The organism is Vibrio sp. 1CM2L (genome assembly GCF_023161695.1).
GTDB lineage: Bacteria > Pseudomonadota > Gammaproteobacteria > Enterobacterales > Vibrionaceae > Vibrio > Vibrio coralliirubri.
Window position 1 is genome coordinate 538,930 of the sequence record NZ_JALNTT010000002.1, and the last position, 16,342, is coordinate 555,271.

Below are 16,342 nucleotides of genomic sequence, written 5' to 3' on the forward strand. Positions count from 1 at the left end.
TTACTTGTTGATAACCTTTTTGCCGCGGTAGAAACCTTCGGCAGTCACGTTGTGACGTAGGTGAGTTTCACCTGAAGTTGCGTCTACAGAAAGTGCAGCTGTAGTTAGCGCATCGTGTGAACGACGCATGCCACGCATTGAACGTGATTTCTTGCTCTTTTGTACGGCCATTGACCCTACTCCTATGTAAATTCTTAAAGAAGCAATTACTTCTTTAAGCTTTTTAAAACATCAAATGGATTCGGCTTTTTGTCTTCCTCAATTTCTTCAGGAAGTTCACCAAACACCAAGTTATTTGAGTTAACGCTACATTTCGCATCGTCGTGCATTGCTATTTGTGGCAATCCAAGGATGAACTCGTCTTCAACTAATTGAATCAGGTCTAACTCACCGTACTCGTTCAGATCTACCAAATCGTACTCTTCCGGTGCTTCCTCTTCACTTTTCTCACTGTAAACAGGAGTATAAGTAAATTGGACATCGCACTCATGTGCGAAAACCTCATTACAACGTTGACACTCTAAATCGACTTCGACGTTAGCTTTACCAGAGATAACGACTAATCGTTGTTCATCAAGCCCAAATGACATTGAGACTTGCGCGTCACGTTTTACGCCTTCAGTTGCTTCAGTTAAACGCTTCAAAAGACTGATCTGAATGATACCATCCATATCGAGTCGTTTTTGAGCCGTTCTTGCCGGATCAACTGTACGCGGTATTTTTTCCTTTTGCATAGGGCGCGAATCTTATCTTCCAAATCGTGTTTAGTCAAAGGAAATGGCAAAAAAAATGTACTTTCCTGCCTTTCCTATTCAGAGCATTATGAATAGCAGGACAAGTTACGTTATCCTGAGATAAATGCTTCCTTGAATTGTAAATTAAAATGAGAAATTACCAACTAGTTTTAGCCTCTACATCACCATTTAGGCAAGAGATCCTCAAAAAACTACAGTTAAGCTTCATTACAGCCAAGCCAGACTGCGATGAAACGCCGCTTCCTGAAGAGACGCCACAACAGTTGGTGATGCGCCTTGCTGAGACCAAAGCTAAGTCTTGTGCTGTGGAGCAACCTAGCTTAGTCATTGGTTCTGATCAGGTTTGTGTGATTGATGGAGAGATCATAGGTAAGCCTCATACTCGAGAAAAAGCGATCGAGCAGTTATCTCGTCAAAGCGGCAAGAGCATTACTTTTTATACTGGGCTTTCGGTTTGGAACAACGAAACCAATCAAGCTGACACGCGTCTCGACACCTTTGTTGTGCATTTCCGCGATTTAACCGAGCAGCAAATCATTAGTTATGTCGAGAAAGAACAACCTTATTACTGCGCGGGCAGTTTTATGTGTGAAGGGTTAGGCATCGCGTTGTTTAAACAGATGGAAGGTAAAGATCCGAATACTTTGATCGGCTTACCGTTAATCGATCTAGTCGATATGTTAGAAGCGCAAGGAATGGGCGTACTATAACGGATACGCTCTCTTTGTTAGAGATTCCCTACTCCTTCCTTCGTCAGTTTAGGGAATGACGGAACACGCAATTTTATCTAACCAATTAATGATATAGAACGTGATTTTAAAAAGTCGTCATCCTCAAGAGCGAGGAACAAGCGAGTTGGGGATCTCTACAATAGATAAAAACAAAAAAGGTTGACGATATTCGTCAACCTTTTCCATTTGATGCATCTGATACTCAATTCACGAAAAATCTCGTATCTTCTTAAAGCTTACGTAAACCCGTTAGGGCTTTCTCTAGCCTTCTTTCCATTGGCGCCGAGATATCCATCTTCTCTTCACTACCTGGGTGTGTGAACTTGATGTTTGCTGCATGTAGGAACAGACGATCAAGACCAACCTTGCCCGTGTAAGCATCAAAACGACGATCACCGTAGCGATCATCCCAAGCAATTGGGTGACCAGTATACTGAGCGTGCACACGAATTTGGTGTGTACGGCCTGTAATTGGGCTAGCTTGAATCAACGTCGCCTCTTGGAACTTCTCTAAAACCTTAAAGCGAGTTTCAGAAGCTTTACCATTCGGGTTCACTCGAACAATGCTATTCACTTCATTTTTTAACAAAGGTGCGTTGACGACTTTACAGCTGTTTTTCCATTCGCCCATCACTAAAGCGAAGTAGTATTTTTGAACCGTTTTTTCACGGAACTGTGCTTGAAGGTGTCTTAGCGCCGAGCGCTTCTTAGCAACAAGCAAAATGCCAGACGTATCTCTATCGATACGGTGCACTAATTCAAGAAAACGAGCATCAGGGCGAAGCGCACGTAATGCTTCAATCGCGCCAAACTTTAATCCGCTACCACCATGAACAGCAGTGCCAGACGGTTTGTTAAGAATTAGCATGTGATCATCTTCATAAATGATGCACTGTTCTAATTCTGAAACCTTGTTGAGTTTCGTGCTCGGCACGTTCTCTTCTGTTTTCTCTTCAATAGTAACCGGAGGGATACGAACTAAATCGCCAGCTTTTAGTTTGTATTCAGCCTTGATGCGCTTTTTATTTACGCGGACTTCGCCTTTACGCACGATTCGGTAAATCATGCTTTTCGGGATGTTTTTTAATTGGTTGCGTAAGAAGTTATCAATACGCTGACCAGCCATATCTTCGTCAATGTCGACGAATTGGACTTGGGTTCTAATTTCGCTCATTGCGCTATTGTATCACTGTCACTTTTGATAATTGAGATTTTCTTAGCCCTATTCCGAACTTATTTATCCCTAATCCTTACCGATCTATCACAAAATGGTCGTCGAAGTTCTATATTTCTTTGATTCTTCGAACAAAAAAGCATCAAGATTCCTGCAAATTAAAATATCAAAAGATAAATTATTTATAGACAGTGAGTTAGAGCTATCAAAACCCAAACAAAAACTGTTTTTTTTACAGCATTCCGACAAAGCAGATTGCTGTGTTTACCGACCACTGCTATAGTTCACAGCTGCTATCAGTGGTTTGACTATTATTTAAACAGCTAACCATTCATAAGCAAGTAAATGAGTAGATAACTCAGATTAGACAGTGCTGCAATCGGCGTAAGACACGGTCAACTGAGTTCCTTATCGCTCTACTCACGTACACTCATGTTGAGTATTCACCGCCACATCGCGGATCATAGGCTAACTCCCTATGATGACTGACGTGCCCCAGAGCATCCCTCTCCAGCCGGGAGGCTGCACCGATAAAGCCATGGGATCTGGCACCATGAGAAACGAAATAAAGCGATAAGAACAATGATGAAAATAAGAAAAGACAATGAGAATTTCTAAATGAAAAGAATGTTAATTAACGCAACTCAAAAAGAAGAGTTGCGTGTCGCTTTGGTTGATGGCCAACGACTGTTCGATCTAGATATCGAAAGTCCAGGTCACGAGTCAAAGAAAGCGAATATCTACAAAGGACGTATTACCCGTATTGAACCAAGCCTAGAAGCGGCATTCGTTGATTACGGCGCAGAACGTCACGGTTTCCTCCCTCTTAAAGAAATTGCCCGCGAATACTTCCCTGAAGGTTATACATACCAAGGCCGTCCTAGCATTAAAGAAGTGCTAAAAGAAGGCCAAGAAGTAATCGTACAAGTAGAGAAAGAAGAACGTGGTAGCAAAGGTGCTGCACTGACAACTTTCATCTCTTTGGCTGGTAGTTACTTAGTTCTTATGCCTAATAACCCTCGTGCTGGCGGTATTTCTCGTCGTATCGAAGGTGATGAACGCACTCAACTGAAAGCAGCATTAAGCACTCTTGAGCTTCCTCAAGGTATGGGCTTAATCGTGCGTACAGCGGGTGTTGGCAAAAGTGCAGAAGAGCTAGAGTGGGACCTGAATGTTCTATTGAACCATTGGGGCGCTATCAAGCAAGCTTCTGATTCAAATGCAGCTCCTTTCCTAATTCACCAAGAGAGTAACGTTATTGTTCGCGCAATTCGTGACTACCTACGTCGTGATATTGGCGAGATTCTAATCGACAGCAATACTATTTTTGAACGTGCACAAGCGCACATTCAATTAATACGCCCAGATTTCATGAATCGCGTTAAGAAATACGATGGTGAAGTGCCACTATTCAGCCATTACCAGATTGAAAGCCAGATCGAATCTGCTTTCCAACGTGAAGTTCGTCTTCCATCTGGTGGTTCTATCGTAATCGACCCAACAGAAGCACTGACTTCTATCGATATCAACTCTGCTCGTGCAACAAAGGGCGGCGATATTGAAGAAACAGCACTTAACACTAACCTAGAAGCTGCCGATGAAATTGCACGTCAATTACGTCTACGTGACCTAGGTGGTCTTGTTGTAATCGACTTTATCGATATGACTCCGGTTCGCCACCAACGCGAAGTAGAAAGCCGTCTACGTGATGCCGTTCGTTTAGATCGCGCACGTGTTCAGATTGGTCGTATTTCTCGCTTTGGTCTTCTAGAGATGTCTCGTCAACGTTTGAGCCCATCACTAGCAGAAGCAAGCCACCACATTTGTCCTCGTTGTACAGGTACTGGTGTTGTTCGTGATAACGAATCTCTAGCACTTTCTGTTCTACGTTTGATTGAAGAAGAAGCTCTAAAAGACAACACAGCACAAGTACTTGCTGTTGTGCCTGTTCCAATCGCTTCTTATCTTCTGAACGAAAAACGTCGCTCAGTAAACCACATCGAGAAAAACCAAGAAGTTAAGATCACTGTTGTTCCTAACTCAGACATGGAAACGCCGCACTTTGAGGTTATCCGTGTTCGTGAAGGTGAAGAGTTCGATCTACTGTCTTACTTGCTGCCTAACAAGCTAGAAGCTCTAAAAGAAGCGGAAAGCAAAGAGCCTGCTGAACAGACTATTCGTCCTAAGAAGATCGAAGAACCTGCTCTGAAAGGTTTCGCAGCTCCTGCTCAATCAGCACCGACTCCTGCTCCAGCACCTAAAGCTGTAGAAGAGAAGAAAGCTGAACCAGCAGCGACTCAAGAACCAGGCCTAATTGGTCGTTTCTTCAAAGCTATCGGTAGCTTCTTATTTGGCTCTTCAACTCAAGAAGAGAAAAAAGAAGAAGAGAAGAAAGAAGAAGAGAAACCTAAAAACAATCGCAATAACGGCAACCGTCAACGCCGTGATCGTAACGATAACCGTCGTCGTAACCAACGTGGTGAGCGTGGCGAACAGCGTAACGACCGTGGTGAACGTGGCGACAATCGTAACGAAAACCGTGACAACAAACGCCGTCGTAAGCCAGCTCGTGATGAGAAGCCTGAAGAGCAAAAAGAAGCAGCTCCACAGCAAACTCGTCAGCCTCGCAAGCCTAAGCAAGACCGTCGCAACAAGCCACGTGATGAGCAGAAGCAACGCGAAGAGCAAGCACCATCTAAATTAGCAGAAGAAGGTCTACAGCTAGCAGCAGAAGCACAAGCTGGTAAACCGGAAGCGCCTAAGGCTAAACCTGAAGCGAAAGCAGCTAAGATTAAAGAGCGTCGTCAGCGTCGTAAACTGAACAAGCAAGTTCGTGTTAAAGACCAACAAGCTCAAGCTGAAGATAATGCTTCAAAAGAACAGGTTATTGCTAAAGAACTATCTGTTTCAAAAGAACAGTCAGTAGCTCAAGAGCAAAAAGTTGCGGAACAAGTAGAAGCAACTCAAGCGAATGCAGAGCAAACTGAACAGGAAGAGCCGAAACAACGTCGTAACCGTCGTTCTCCACGTCACCTACGTGCAAGTGGTCAACGTCGTCGTCGCGGTCGTGATCGTCGCCCTAACCCATTCCGCCTACGTAAAGGTGGTGTAGCTTCTCCAGAGATGGCTATGGGTAAAGTGATGCCTCGCTTCATTCCAAAACCTCACCACAAGCAGGCAAAACCTGAAGTGGCTGAAGTTCAAGTAGCAGCTGAAGCTCAAACATCTGTTCAAGAGCAGAATGCTGCTCTAGAGACGGCACCACAAAGCAACGTAGCAATGGCTGGCGGCTTCGCATGTCCTGAACTAGCTATGGGCAAAGTGATTATCCGTCGCGAAGAAGCTACTGTTGAAGCTCAAGTAGCTGAGACTCCTGCTGTAGTTGAAGCTCCTGCAGTCGTTGAAGAAGCACCAGTGGTTGTTGAAACTGCGAAAGTTGAAGCTCCAGTGATTGCAGAAGCGACGAAAGTTGAAGCGCCTGTTGTAGCAGAAGCTGTGCAAGCAGAAGCAACACCAGTTGTTGAAGCTGAAGCGCCTAAAGCTGAAAGTGCAAAAGTTGAAGAAGCACCTGTTGTAAAAACAGAAGCTCCTAAAGCGGCACCAAAGGCAGCTGTTGCTAAGAAGCAAGCCGGTTCACCAATGACTAAAGCTCCTGGTCCTCAAGAGATCAAAGAGATTGAAGTGATTGCAGCTCCGTTCCGCACTGAACGTTTTGTATCGAAAGGTGCAGGCAGTCAGGCAGCGTCGAACAAAGCTGGCGCGGCGATGACTAAGCCAAACTACTAGCGATTACTGATAGATAATCGCAAGTAAATAGAATCAAAGGCTGCTTATTAAAGCAGCCTTTTTCATATCTACTAATCGAATAAAAATTAACAGATATATTACTCAAAGTTAGGTTCAACCTTGAACTTAATCACATTTTTGGGTAGCATTCGCGCACTTATCTTTTCGACACTTCGCTATTGCCGCTCTTTTCCATCACTGTTTGGCTACGCAATACACCCGTGTCGGTAAATCCATCTTAAGCATAGCTGAGCAAACATGTTCGAATTCCCACAATTTTCAAAGCACTCTGTAAAGAATGACGTGCTTTCAGGTCTTACAGTAGCCCTAGCTCTGGTACCTGAAGCTGTAGCATTCGCCTTTGTTGCTGGCGTTGACCCAATGGTTGGTCTTTACGCAGCATTCATCGTAGGTTTAATCACTTCTGTCTTTGGCGGCCGTCCAGGTATGATTTCTGGTGCAACTGGCGCAATGGCAGTTGTAATGGTGAGCCTAGTGGCAACCCATGGTGTTCAATACCTATTCGCAGCCGTTATGCTGGCTGGCCTTCTGCAAATCGCAGCAGGTGTATTTAAACTAGGTAAATTTATCCGTATCGTTCCACACCCAGTAATGATTGGTTTCGTGAACGGTTTGGCCATTGTTATCTTCCTAGCTCAGCTTGGTCAATTTAAAGCACCAGACGTAACAGGTGCGTTGACTTGGTTACCAAGCGGTCAAATGACACTAATGCTAGGTCTAGTAGCCCTTACAATGGCTATCATCCACTTCCTACCTAAGCTAACAACAGCAGTACCATCTTCATTGGTTGCTATTGTTACAGTAACAGCTTTGGTTGTGGGTCTTGACCTTGAAACTCGCACTGTTGTCGACTTCCTACGTACAATGTCTGGTGACGAAGCTGCAACGCTAGCGGGCTCTCTACCAACATTCTCAATTCCTGCTGTTCCGTTTTCTTTAGAGACACTACAGATCATCCTGCCTTACGCAATTATCCTTGCGGCTATCGGCCTGATTGAATCTCTGCTGACACTGACAGTACTAGACGAAATGACAAACACTCGTGGTCAATCTAACCGTGAATGTGTTGGTCAAGGTATGGCTAACGTAACGTGTTCTGTATTCGGTGCGATGGGTGGTTGTGCGATGATCGGTCAATCGATGATCAACGTAAACTCAGGTGGTCGTGGTCGTCTTTCAGGTATCGTAGCCGCAGTTGCACTACTGATGTTCATCCTGTTCGGTTCTGCACTGATTGAAATGATTCCTCTAGCAGCACTTGTGGGCGTAATGTTCATGGTTGTTATCGGCACATTTGAATGGGCAACCTTCAAGCTTGCGCGTCGCGTTCCTAAGCAAGACTTCTTCGTTATCGTTCTTGTTACCGTAGTAACCGTACTGACTGACCTTGCTGTAGCGGTAGGTGTTGGTGTTGTAGCTTCAGCGCTAATGTTTGCTTGGCAACATGCTAAACACATCTACGCAGATACATCAGTAAACGCTGAAGGCTCAAAAGAGTACAAAGTTAACGGTCCAATCTTCTTTGGTTCGACAGCTAACTTCCTAGAGTTGTTTGACGCTTACAACGATCCACAAGATGTGATCGTTGATTTCGCAAACTCACGCGTTACTGACCACTCTGCAATTGAAGCGATCGATACAATTGCTGACCGTTACGCGGCGCTAGGTAAAACACTTCACCTTCGCCACCTAAGCCAAGACTGTGTTGCTATGCTGCACAAAGCGGGTAGCTTAGTTGAAGCGAACGTTGCAGAAGACCCAATCTACAAAGTAATGTCTAAGTAATCTTAGCTGTAGCTTTAAGTTAGATTTAGAGAGGCCGACATTCAATGTCGGCCTTTTTTATACCTATCGGTCAGCCCTTACGCTGATCACCAAACGACGTACATTGCTTCCACACTACATTGAACGCAGTATCGCTTCGCTAGACTCTTCGATTAAATCCAACACCAATTCAAAGCCATTTCCCTCACCATAATACGGATCGGGGATCTCTTGATATTGTGACTCTCCAAAGCTTAAAAATAACGCAAGCTTGTATTGGAGATGAGCGGGGCATTGGCTCATTAAGTCATCTAAATTCGCCCTATCGGCCGCGAGTATCAGGTCAAATTCTTCGAAGTCATTATCTACCACTTTACGAGAAGTAATCCCCTTAAAGCTGTAACCTCGCTTCTCTCCTGCAGATTTCGAACGCGAGTCTGGCGGGTTGCCTTGATGAAAACCAATCGTCCCTGCAGAATCGACCACAACGTCAATATCCAGCTGTTGCGCTTTCTTCCTTAGCACCGCTTCGCCTGTTGGCGAACGGCAAATATTCCCCATACAAACTACGAGTATCGTCTTCATCCCTAATCACCTGTTCTTCCGATGGTTTTTGCTATCGTTAAGTTAGGCTATGATAGGCGCAATCACAACTTAAAAGGATTTGTTATGTCGACTGAAGACAACAAAGAACAACGCCACAAAGCAAGACAACAGAAAGTAAAAGAACAAGTCGATGCTCGTGTCGCTGCAGCACAAGAAGTTAAAGGCCTATTGCTGGTTATCACTGGTAACGGTAAAGGTAAATCAACATCCGGTTTTGGTACGATTACCCGTGCCGTTGGTCATGGTAAGAAGTGTGCCGTTGCTCAGTTTGTAAAAGGAACTTGGGATAACGGTGAAAAGAACGTTCTTCAAAAGCTCGATGTAGAGTTCCAAGTGATGGGTACTGGCTTTACTTGGGAAACTCAAAACAAGGCTCAAGATATCGAAGCCGCACAGCGCGTGTGGAAAGAGTGTCAACGCATGCTAGCCGATGAGTCGATTGATGTAATTCTGTTTGATGAGCTGACTTACATGGTGAGTTACGGCTACATTGAACTTGATGAAGTGGTAGAAGCTCTAAACAACCGTCCGAAAATGCAGTCCGTGATCATTACTGGCCGTGGGGCGCACCGCACTTTAACGGACATGGCCGATACCGTGTCTGAAGTTCGTAACGTTAAACACGCTTTCGAATCTGGTGTAAAAGCGCTTCAAGGCGTGGATTGGTAATAGCATTCAACCAGAGATCCCCCGACTCGGTCATTCTTCCCTCTCAAGGATGACGACCACTAGACTGTCACGCCCTTGAACAAAGGACGAAACCGATCGTCATTCCCTAGAACGAGGGACGAGTGTCATAGGGAATCTCTCGAAAGTATTATAAGCACCCAAACAAAAGCGCCACTCCTACAATAGGAATGGCGCTTCTTTTATATACGAGTTAAAAACGTTTAGTTAAAGAAACCTTTCAATAAACCATCAACGGCTTCTTTAGTTTTCTCGTCTTTGATCTTGTCCGTTAGCTTGTTCACACCACGGTCAATTTCTTTCTGTGCTTTCTGCTTCAACACATCATCAAAAACAAGTGCGAATTTCGGGTCAGCCCACTGGCCGGTTACCTTAATTGGGATAGTCACATCTTTCAGGTCGTCGATACTCTTACCGCCCTGACCTTCAAGTGAACCCACAATTGATGTACGCACAAGGAAATCGACCGTCTCATTGATGAAGTTTGCTTTACCTTGACCTGTCACGCGTAACAATGGCGACTGTGCTGATAAGTCGTTAGTTGAAACCCAACCTTTATCCACTTTCAGCGTCGCTTTCATTGCACTGAAGTCCGTTTTTTGAGCTTCATTTGTGCTTTCAACTTTCTCGCCTTTGATCTTAGCGTAGTTTTCTCGAATCAGTTGAGCTACGTTGATGCCGTTAACTGCACCATCTTCAAAGTTAATCGCGATAGTACCGACTAGGTTTTTCTTGATACCTGTTGGAGTTAAGCTCTTACCTTTCACGTTGACATCAATATTACCGGTACCTTCCAGCATATCGTTATCTGCAACATCAACCAGTAACGGTTGTACTTTCACGCCTTTGATTTTCTTCTTAGCCGTGTAAGTCGCTGGTGTTTTACGAGCATCTAGCTTAGCCGTAGCTGAAATAGAACCTTGGTAAAGATTCGAGGTGAATGAGGTTAGCTCTGCGATACCACGGTTAACCGAAAATGCCGTTTTAACATTCTGCATCTTCGCGTTGTTCGCCTTGAACTTATCAATCGTGATGTCACCTTTCACGTCTAACGTTTTCAGAGCCGACAGATCAGGTTCCACTTCTTTAGCTGGAGCTGAACTACCAGAGTTTGACGTTGAGCCACCAGCAGAACCAGAAGGAGCAGTGCTCGCTGTTTCTGTTGTATTGCCTAAGCCTAGGAACTCGTCCAAATCAATATTCGGGCTATGAAGAGAGAAACGAACCTTTGGTATTTCAGATAGGGTTACGTCTGCTTTACCGTCTAATGTAATAGCGTTAGCTTGTAGCTTCTCTAACACAAAGCTCAGATGGCTCTTGTTAAGATCGAAGCTTAAGTCAGACAGCATGTCGACTTTCATTGGAGACTGAGGAAGCGTGTCGCCTTTGAATGTTGAGTCTAACGTTAATTTGTTCAGCGTTACTTTTGAAATCGCACTATCAACAGTAAGTTCACCGCCACCTTTAAGATCAAGGTCAAGGCCAGCCGCGTTACCGATTACAGCGTAAGTCAGTTGGTTTACCTTATCGAACTCAAACGTATTCAAGCCAATTTTTGCTGACTCAATCGACGTCGCTGGATCATTGAACTTAGCGTTTAAGTCGATATTACGAAGTGCGTAACTTGCGAAGCCTTCAGCTAACTTGAACTCTGCGCTACCTTGTGCAGAGAACTTCTGTTGATTGTTTTCACCAGAAGCCGCAAATGTCGCGGTTGTCCATGTATCAACGGCAAACTCAGAAAGATTCAAAGACACATCGTATAGCTTAGTGAATGAACCCGCTTGCTTGTCGTCCATTTCAAACAATGCGTTTGATACAGTCACGCCTGCAAGGTTGATCGTCCAACCCGATGCGTCTGTGGTAGTTTGCTCTTGAGGTGCAGGCGCGGATTCAGAACTTGCGTCAGCTACAGGCTCAGACTCTTGAGGCGCTGACGCTTGCGTTAGTGCATCAATGTTCTTGCGACCATCTTTAAGCGTTTCTAAATAGAATTCTGCACCGTCTAGAGTAATGTTGCCGATCTCTAGTTGGTTGCTAAATAGCGGAGTAACCGAAACATCAACGCCAACGGTATCAACCTTGAATAGGTTCGGTTGGGTGAACCCTTCAGGGTTACGTAATTCAGTTTGACCAAGTTCAAAGCCAATGGATGGGAAGAATTGCCAGCTGATATCCCCCTCGATCACGAGCTCTAGGCCAGTGTGTTTTTGGGCTTGTTCGACAATTAATGGCTTAAATTGGTTGGGATTCACTAACAGCACTAGTGCCAGAATTGCTGCAATTACAACAAACACTGGTACAGCTATGAAAATGAGTAGTTTCTTCATCCGCATATTCCTTGCTTAGATTCCAAAAGAAAGTGGCACTATAAAAGTGCCACTGATTCGGTAAAAAATAAAGCTAAGTGAGTCACTTAGGCAAAATTTTATTCGATTAAGACTTCAACAACTTCGCAATGTGCGCTTTTAGTACATCAATCGCAATACGGTTTTTACCACCACGAGGAACGATGATGTCTGCATGTTGTTTTGAAGGCTCGATAAACTGCATGAACATTGGACGTACTGTTTCTTGGTATTGCTTAAGTACAGTGTCCATTGTACGACCACGCTCTTCTACATCACGCTTAACACGGCGTAGTAGACAGATGTCTAATGGTGTATCCATAAACACACTTGCGTGCATTAGTTTACGAAGACGCGGGTCTGTTAGCAGCAGAATACCCTCTAAAATGATCACTTTCTTTGGAGTAAGTGTAGTCGTTTCAGAAGTACGTGTGTGCTCTGTGTAACTGTATTCAGGAACTTCTACGGCGTTGCCACTCATTAGCTGCTGTAGATGTTCACATAAAAGATCATGATCTAGTGCATTTGGGTGATCGTAGTTAGTTTTAACACGCTCTTCCATACTCAAGTGGCTTTGGTCGCTGTAATAGCAATCTTCCGTGATAACACCAATTTGATGGTCGCCTACTTTTTCGCGCAATTCATTATAAATTGTACTAGCAATCAGACTTTTTCCTGAAGCTGAAGCGCCAGCGATACCTACGATGACACATTGATTATTATCAGACATTAATTTTGCACCCGATATGGTTTGGTGGTGGGAAGAGATAAACCGCCTGATTATAGGGGCTAAAGCACATAGATTCTAGTCGCCATTTTAGCTAATTGCAGTCAAATTGATGATATCAATGCATTTAATGAATACAATCGTTTGCTTTCAAATAACTTGCCTACAACTATTTGCACAACCCCAATGGCTATCAGCCTAAATCCAAGCGTTGTTTATCTAATCCAACATGATTAACACAACTTTTTGATTATCTTTCGCTATTCAACCAAAGAAAAGTTAATCGCCTCTGGTCTCGCCTTACCGGTCCAGAACATCTTCGCAGCCACATTCTCAGCAAGCTCTAGGTAGTGACGTGTATGCTCACTATCTGGACGACGAATCACCGTCGGACAACCTGCATCGATGTCTTCTCGCACATCAATATGAAGAGGGATCTGTGCCAAAATATCGAGGTAAAACTCTTCTGACATGGCTTCAGCACCACCAGCACCAAAGATATGCTCTTTCTCACCACAGTGACTACAAATATGATAGCTCATGTTTTCAACTAAGCCTGCCACTGGCACGCTTACCTTATCGAACATCGCTACGCCTTTACGCGCATCCGCTAGTGCCAAATCTTGAGGAGTAGTCACCACTACTGCGCCCGTCACTGGGATCTGTTGCGACAACGTCAGCTGAATATCACCGGTGCCCGGTGGCATGTCGATAACAAGGTAATCCAACTCTGGCCATACAGTTTCATTAACTAACTGCCCCAAAGCCTTCGCTGCCATAGGGCCACGCCAGATTGCCGCATCGTCTTTCGACACAAGATACCCAATAGAGTGAGTGAAAATGCCATGTGCCTCGATTGGCATCATCCATTTGTTGTTCTGTACTTCTGGTTTCGCGTCTAGTTGGCCGAGCATCATAGGCACTGATGGACCGTAGATATCCGCATCCAACAAACCCACTTTTGAACCAGACTTAGATAACGCGAGCGCAAGGTTTACTGAAGTCGTTGATTTACCCACCCCACCCTTTGCCGACGTCACAGCGATAATATTCTTAACACCCTTCAATGGCGTCGCGACTGTGGTTTCTAGCGCAGACGGCTTCACTTTTACTTCAAACTGAAAAGCGCTAACAAGCTGTTGTTCAATCTGAGAGTTGATCCATTGTTCCAATTCAACCGCAAGCTGATTAGCAGCAAAAGGCAAGGTGATAACAAATGATCCACGCGGATCAACCGATACAATATTTTGGTGTAGCGCCCACTCTGGGATGAGGATTGGTGACTCGAACTCATTCAACCATGAACAGAAATCTTGCTTAGAAGTAAAGTTACGCATTGGGGCTCCTTTTTTTATTTATGCTATCACCCACGAGATGAAGACTGAACCCCTAAAAAACTAGGGGAATCCTTTGTCTGATACCTTGGCGTATCACACGTTATAAAGTAGTATTACTTCTCAAATTTATACCTATCAAAAAAGCGAATTATTAAGTATGGCAACTGATCCAAGACAACTTTTGGTAACTTGTGCGCTTCCGTACGCTAACGGCTCTATTCACCTTGGCCATATGCTTGAGCATATCCAAGCTGATATCTGGGTTCGATACCAGCGTCTACGTGGCAACACTGTAAACTTCATCTGTGCTGACGATGCTCACGGCACGCCAATTATGCTTAAAGCTCAACAGATGGGTATCACGCCAGAAGAGATGATCGCTGCTGTTAGTGAAGAGCACCAAAAAGACTTCGCTGGCTTTGATATCAGCTTTGATAACTACCACAGCACACACAGCGAAGAGAACCGTGAACTGGCTTCTCACATCTACCTAGAACTTAAAAAGAACGGCTTCATTTCTAGCCGTACTATTTCTCAGCTTTTCGACCCTGAGAAAGAGATGTTCCTACCAGACCGCTTCGTAAAAGGTACTTGCCCTAAGTGTAAGTCAGAAGACCAGTACGGTGATAACTGTGATAACTGTGGTGAGACATACAGCCCAACTGAGCTAATTAACCCTAAATCAGCGGTTTCTGGCGCAACTCCAGTAATGAAAGACTCTGAGCACTTCTTCTTCGACCTACCACAGTTCGAAAGCATGCTTAAAGAGTGGACTCGTTCTGGCTCTCTACAGAATGAAACTGCAAACAAAATGCAGGAATGGTTTGAGTCTGGTCTGCAACAGTGGGATATCTCACGTGATGCACCTTACTTTGGCTTTGAAATCCCAGGCGAAAAAGACAAGTTCTTCTACGTATGGCTAGACGCACCTGTCGGCTACATGGCTTCTTTCAAGAACCTATGTGACAAGCGTGACGATCTAAACTTCGATGAATACTGGAAGAAAGACAGCACAACAGAGCTTTACCACTTCATCGGTAAAGACATCGTTTACTTCCACAGCCTATTCTGGCCAGCAATGCTAGACGGCGCAGGCTTCCGTAAGCCAAACAACGTATTCGTACACGGCTATGTAACAGTGAACGGTGCGAAGATGTCTAAGTCGAAAGGCACATTCATCAAAGCAAGCACGTACCTAAACCACCTAGACCCTGAGTGTCTACGTTACTACTACGCTGCGAAACTAAACAGCCGCATCGATGACTTAGATCTTAACCTTGAAGACTTCACTCAACGTGTAAACGCTGACGTAGTAAACAAGATTGTTAACCTAGCTTCTCGTAACGCTGGCTTCATTACTAAGCGTTTTGAAGGCAAGCTAGCTGCTGAATTTGCAGAACCTGAGCTATACAACGAATTCGTTGCTGCTGCTGAGCGTATCGGTGAGCTATACGAAACTCGTGAATTCAGCCGTGCTATCCGTGAAATCACGGCACTAGCGGATAAAGCTAACCAGTACATCGACGAAAAAGCACCTTGGGTTCTTGCAAAAGAAGAAGGCAAAGAAGCTGAGCTTCAACAAGTTTCTTCTGTAGGTATTAACCTATTCCGCGTACTGATGGCTTACCTGAAACCAGTGATGCCAGAGCTTGCAGCTCGCACTGAAGCTTTCCTAAACGAAGAGCTAACGTGGGAAGCGATTGCTACTCCGCTAACTGATCACGAGATCACTAAGTTCAAAGCGCTATTCAACCGTATTGATCCTAAGAAAGTGGAAGCAATGGTTGAGTCTTCTAAAGAAGATGCAGCCGCTGAAGCAGCAGCGAAAGAAAAAGCAGAAGCTGAAAAAGAGCAAGCAAGCCAAACTGAGCTAGACAAAGAGCCAATCGCAGACGAGATTGAGTTCGATGCCTTTGCTGCAGTAGACATGCGTATTGCTCGTATCATCTCTTGTGAAGAAGTACCAAAAGCGAACAAACTACTGAAGTTCCAACTGGACATCGGTGGTGAGACTCGCCAAGTATTCTCTGGTATCAAATCAGCATACAAACCTGAAGAGCTAGAAGGCAAACTAACTGTAATGGTAGCCAACCTAAAACCTCGTAAGATGAAGTTTGGTATGTCTGAAGGCATGATCCTAGCAGCGGGCCCTGGCGGCAGCGACCTATGGATCCTTGAGCCACACGAAGGTGCTCAACCTGGTATGCGTGTAATGTAATTCTGACTCCAGTCAGATAACAAGCACCCATCACAAAATCCCTAATGCATTTTTTGACTTGAAAGAGTGAATCAACATTGGGGATTTTTTATATCTACCGAAAATTAGCGTTCTCTGTTAGAGTCGCCGTCAACTATGCTATGTAGAGTAGAAATTGGTTCGTCGACAAAAATAGGCTAAACCAACGC

General features: G+C 44.5%; 12 protein-coding genes. 5 read left to right on the top strand and 7 right to left on the bottom strand.

The window, feature by feature from the left end:
- A complete protein-coding gene (gene rpmF, locus MSG34_RS07520) occupies window positions 1-171 on the bottom strand; it encodes a 50S ribosomal protein L32 (RefSeq protein WP_004737376.1) in 171 nt (56 codons plus the stop codon).
- 35 nt (window positions 172-206) lie between these two features.
- Window positions 207-734 carry a 23S rRNA accumulation protein YceD gene (gene yceD / locus MSG34_RS07525; protein ID WP_248336895.1) on the bottom strand — a complete coding sequence of 176 codons (528 nt, stop codon included), beginning with the start codon at window positions 732-734 and terminating at the stop codon, window positions 207-209.
- Between the two features lie 149 nt (window positions 735-883).
- Between yceD and MSG34_RS07530 the strand changes: the two genes are divergently transcribed.
- A complete protein-coding gene (locus tag MSG34_RS07530) occupies window positions 884-1,465 on the top strand; it encodes a nucleoside triphosphate pyrophosphatase (RefSeq protein WP_248336897.1) in 582 nt (193 codons plus the stop codon).
- A gap of 250 nt (window positions 1,466-1,715) precedes the next feature.
- Here MSG34_RS07530 and rluC read toward each other — a convergent pair whose 3' ends face one another.
- Entirely contained in the window at window positions 1,716-2,660 is a 945-nt protein-coding gene (rluC, locus tag MSG34_RS07535) for a 23S rRNA pseudouridine(955/2504/2580) synthase RluC (RefSeq protein WP_017054981.1), read from the bottom strand.
- A gap of 618 nt (window positions 2,661-3,278) precedes the next feature.
- Here rluC and rne point away from each other — a divergent pair.
- Together rne and MSG34_RS07545 are read left to right on the top strand one after the other, a co-directional pair.
- On the top strand, window positions 3,279-6,446 hold the full coding sequence (gene rne / locus MSG34_RS07540) for a ribonuclease E (RefSeq protein ID WP_248336899.1): 3,168 nt from the start codon (window positions 3,279-3,281) through the stop codon (window positions 6,444-6,446).
- Window positions 6,447-6,704: 258 nt separating this feature from the next.
- The gene (locus tag MSG34_RS07545; RefSeq protein ID WP_019823563.1) at window positions 6,705-8,252 is read left to right on the top strand and encodes a SulP family inorganic anion transporter; all 1,548 of its coding nucleotides are present in this window, start codon (window positions 6,705-6,707) and stop codon (window positions 8,250-8,252) included.
- Between the two features lie 114 nt (window positions 8,253-8,366).
- On the opposite strand, the gene MSG34_RS07550 is transcribed toward MSG34_RS07545, so the two are convergent.
- Complete coding sequence (locus MSG34_RS07550) at window positions 8,367-8,816, bottom strand: low molecular weight protein-tyrosine-phosphatase (RefSeq protein WP_248336901.1); 450 nt, start codon at window positions 8,814-8,816, stop codon at window positions 8,367-8,369.
- Window positions 8,817-8,900: 84 nt separating this feature from the next.
- On the opposite strand from MSG34_RS07550, the gene cobO reads away from it, so the two are divergent.
- Window positions 8,901-9,506 (top strand): cob(I)yrinic acid a,c-diamide adenosyltransferase, encoded by a 606-nt coding sequence (gene cobO / locus MSG34_RS07555; protein WP_048610567.1) that lies wholly within the window; start codon window positions 8,901-8,903, stop codon window positions 9,504-9,506.
- Window positions 9,507-9,727: 221 nt separating this feature from the next.
- On the opposite strand, the gene MSG34_RS07560 is transcribed toward cobO, so the two are convergent.
- From MSG34_RS07560 to apbC, 3 genes are all read right to left on the bottom strand, one after another.
- Window positions 9,728-11,854 carry an AsmA family protein gene (locus MSG34_RS07560; RefSeq protein ID WP_050633755.1) on the bottom strand — a complete coding sequence of 709 codons (2,127 nt, stop codon included), beginning with the start codon at window positions 11,852-11,854 and terminating at the stop codon, window positions 9,728-9,730.
- Between the two features lie 106 nt (window positions 11,855-11,960).
- Complete coding sequence (gene udk / locus MSG34_RS07565; RefSeq protein WP_004734002.1) at window positions 11,961-12,602, bottom strand: uridine kinase; 642 nt, start codon at window positions 12,600-12,602, stop codon at window positions 11,961-11,963.
- Between the two features lie 257 nt (window positions 12,603-12,859).
- Complete coding sequence (gene apbC, locus MSG34_RS07570; RefSeq protein ID WP_050651554.1) at window positions 12,860-13,936, bottom strand: iron-sulfur cluster carrier protein ApbC; 1,077 nt, start codon at window positions 13,934-13,936, stop codon at window positions 12,860-12,862.
- 157 nt (window positions 13,937-14,093) lie between these two features.
- Here apbC and metG point away from each other — a divergent pair, with 157 nt between their 5' ends.
- Window positions 14,094-16,154, top strand: a complete 2,061-nt coding sequence (gene metG / locus MSG34_RS07575) for a methionine--tRNA ligase (protein WP_017062160.1) — start codon at window positions 14,094-14,096, stop codon at window positions 16,152-16,154.
- Window positions 16,155-16,342 lie beyond the last annotated feature (188 nt).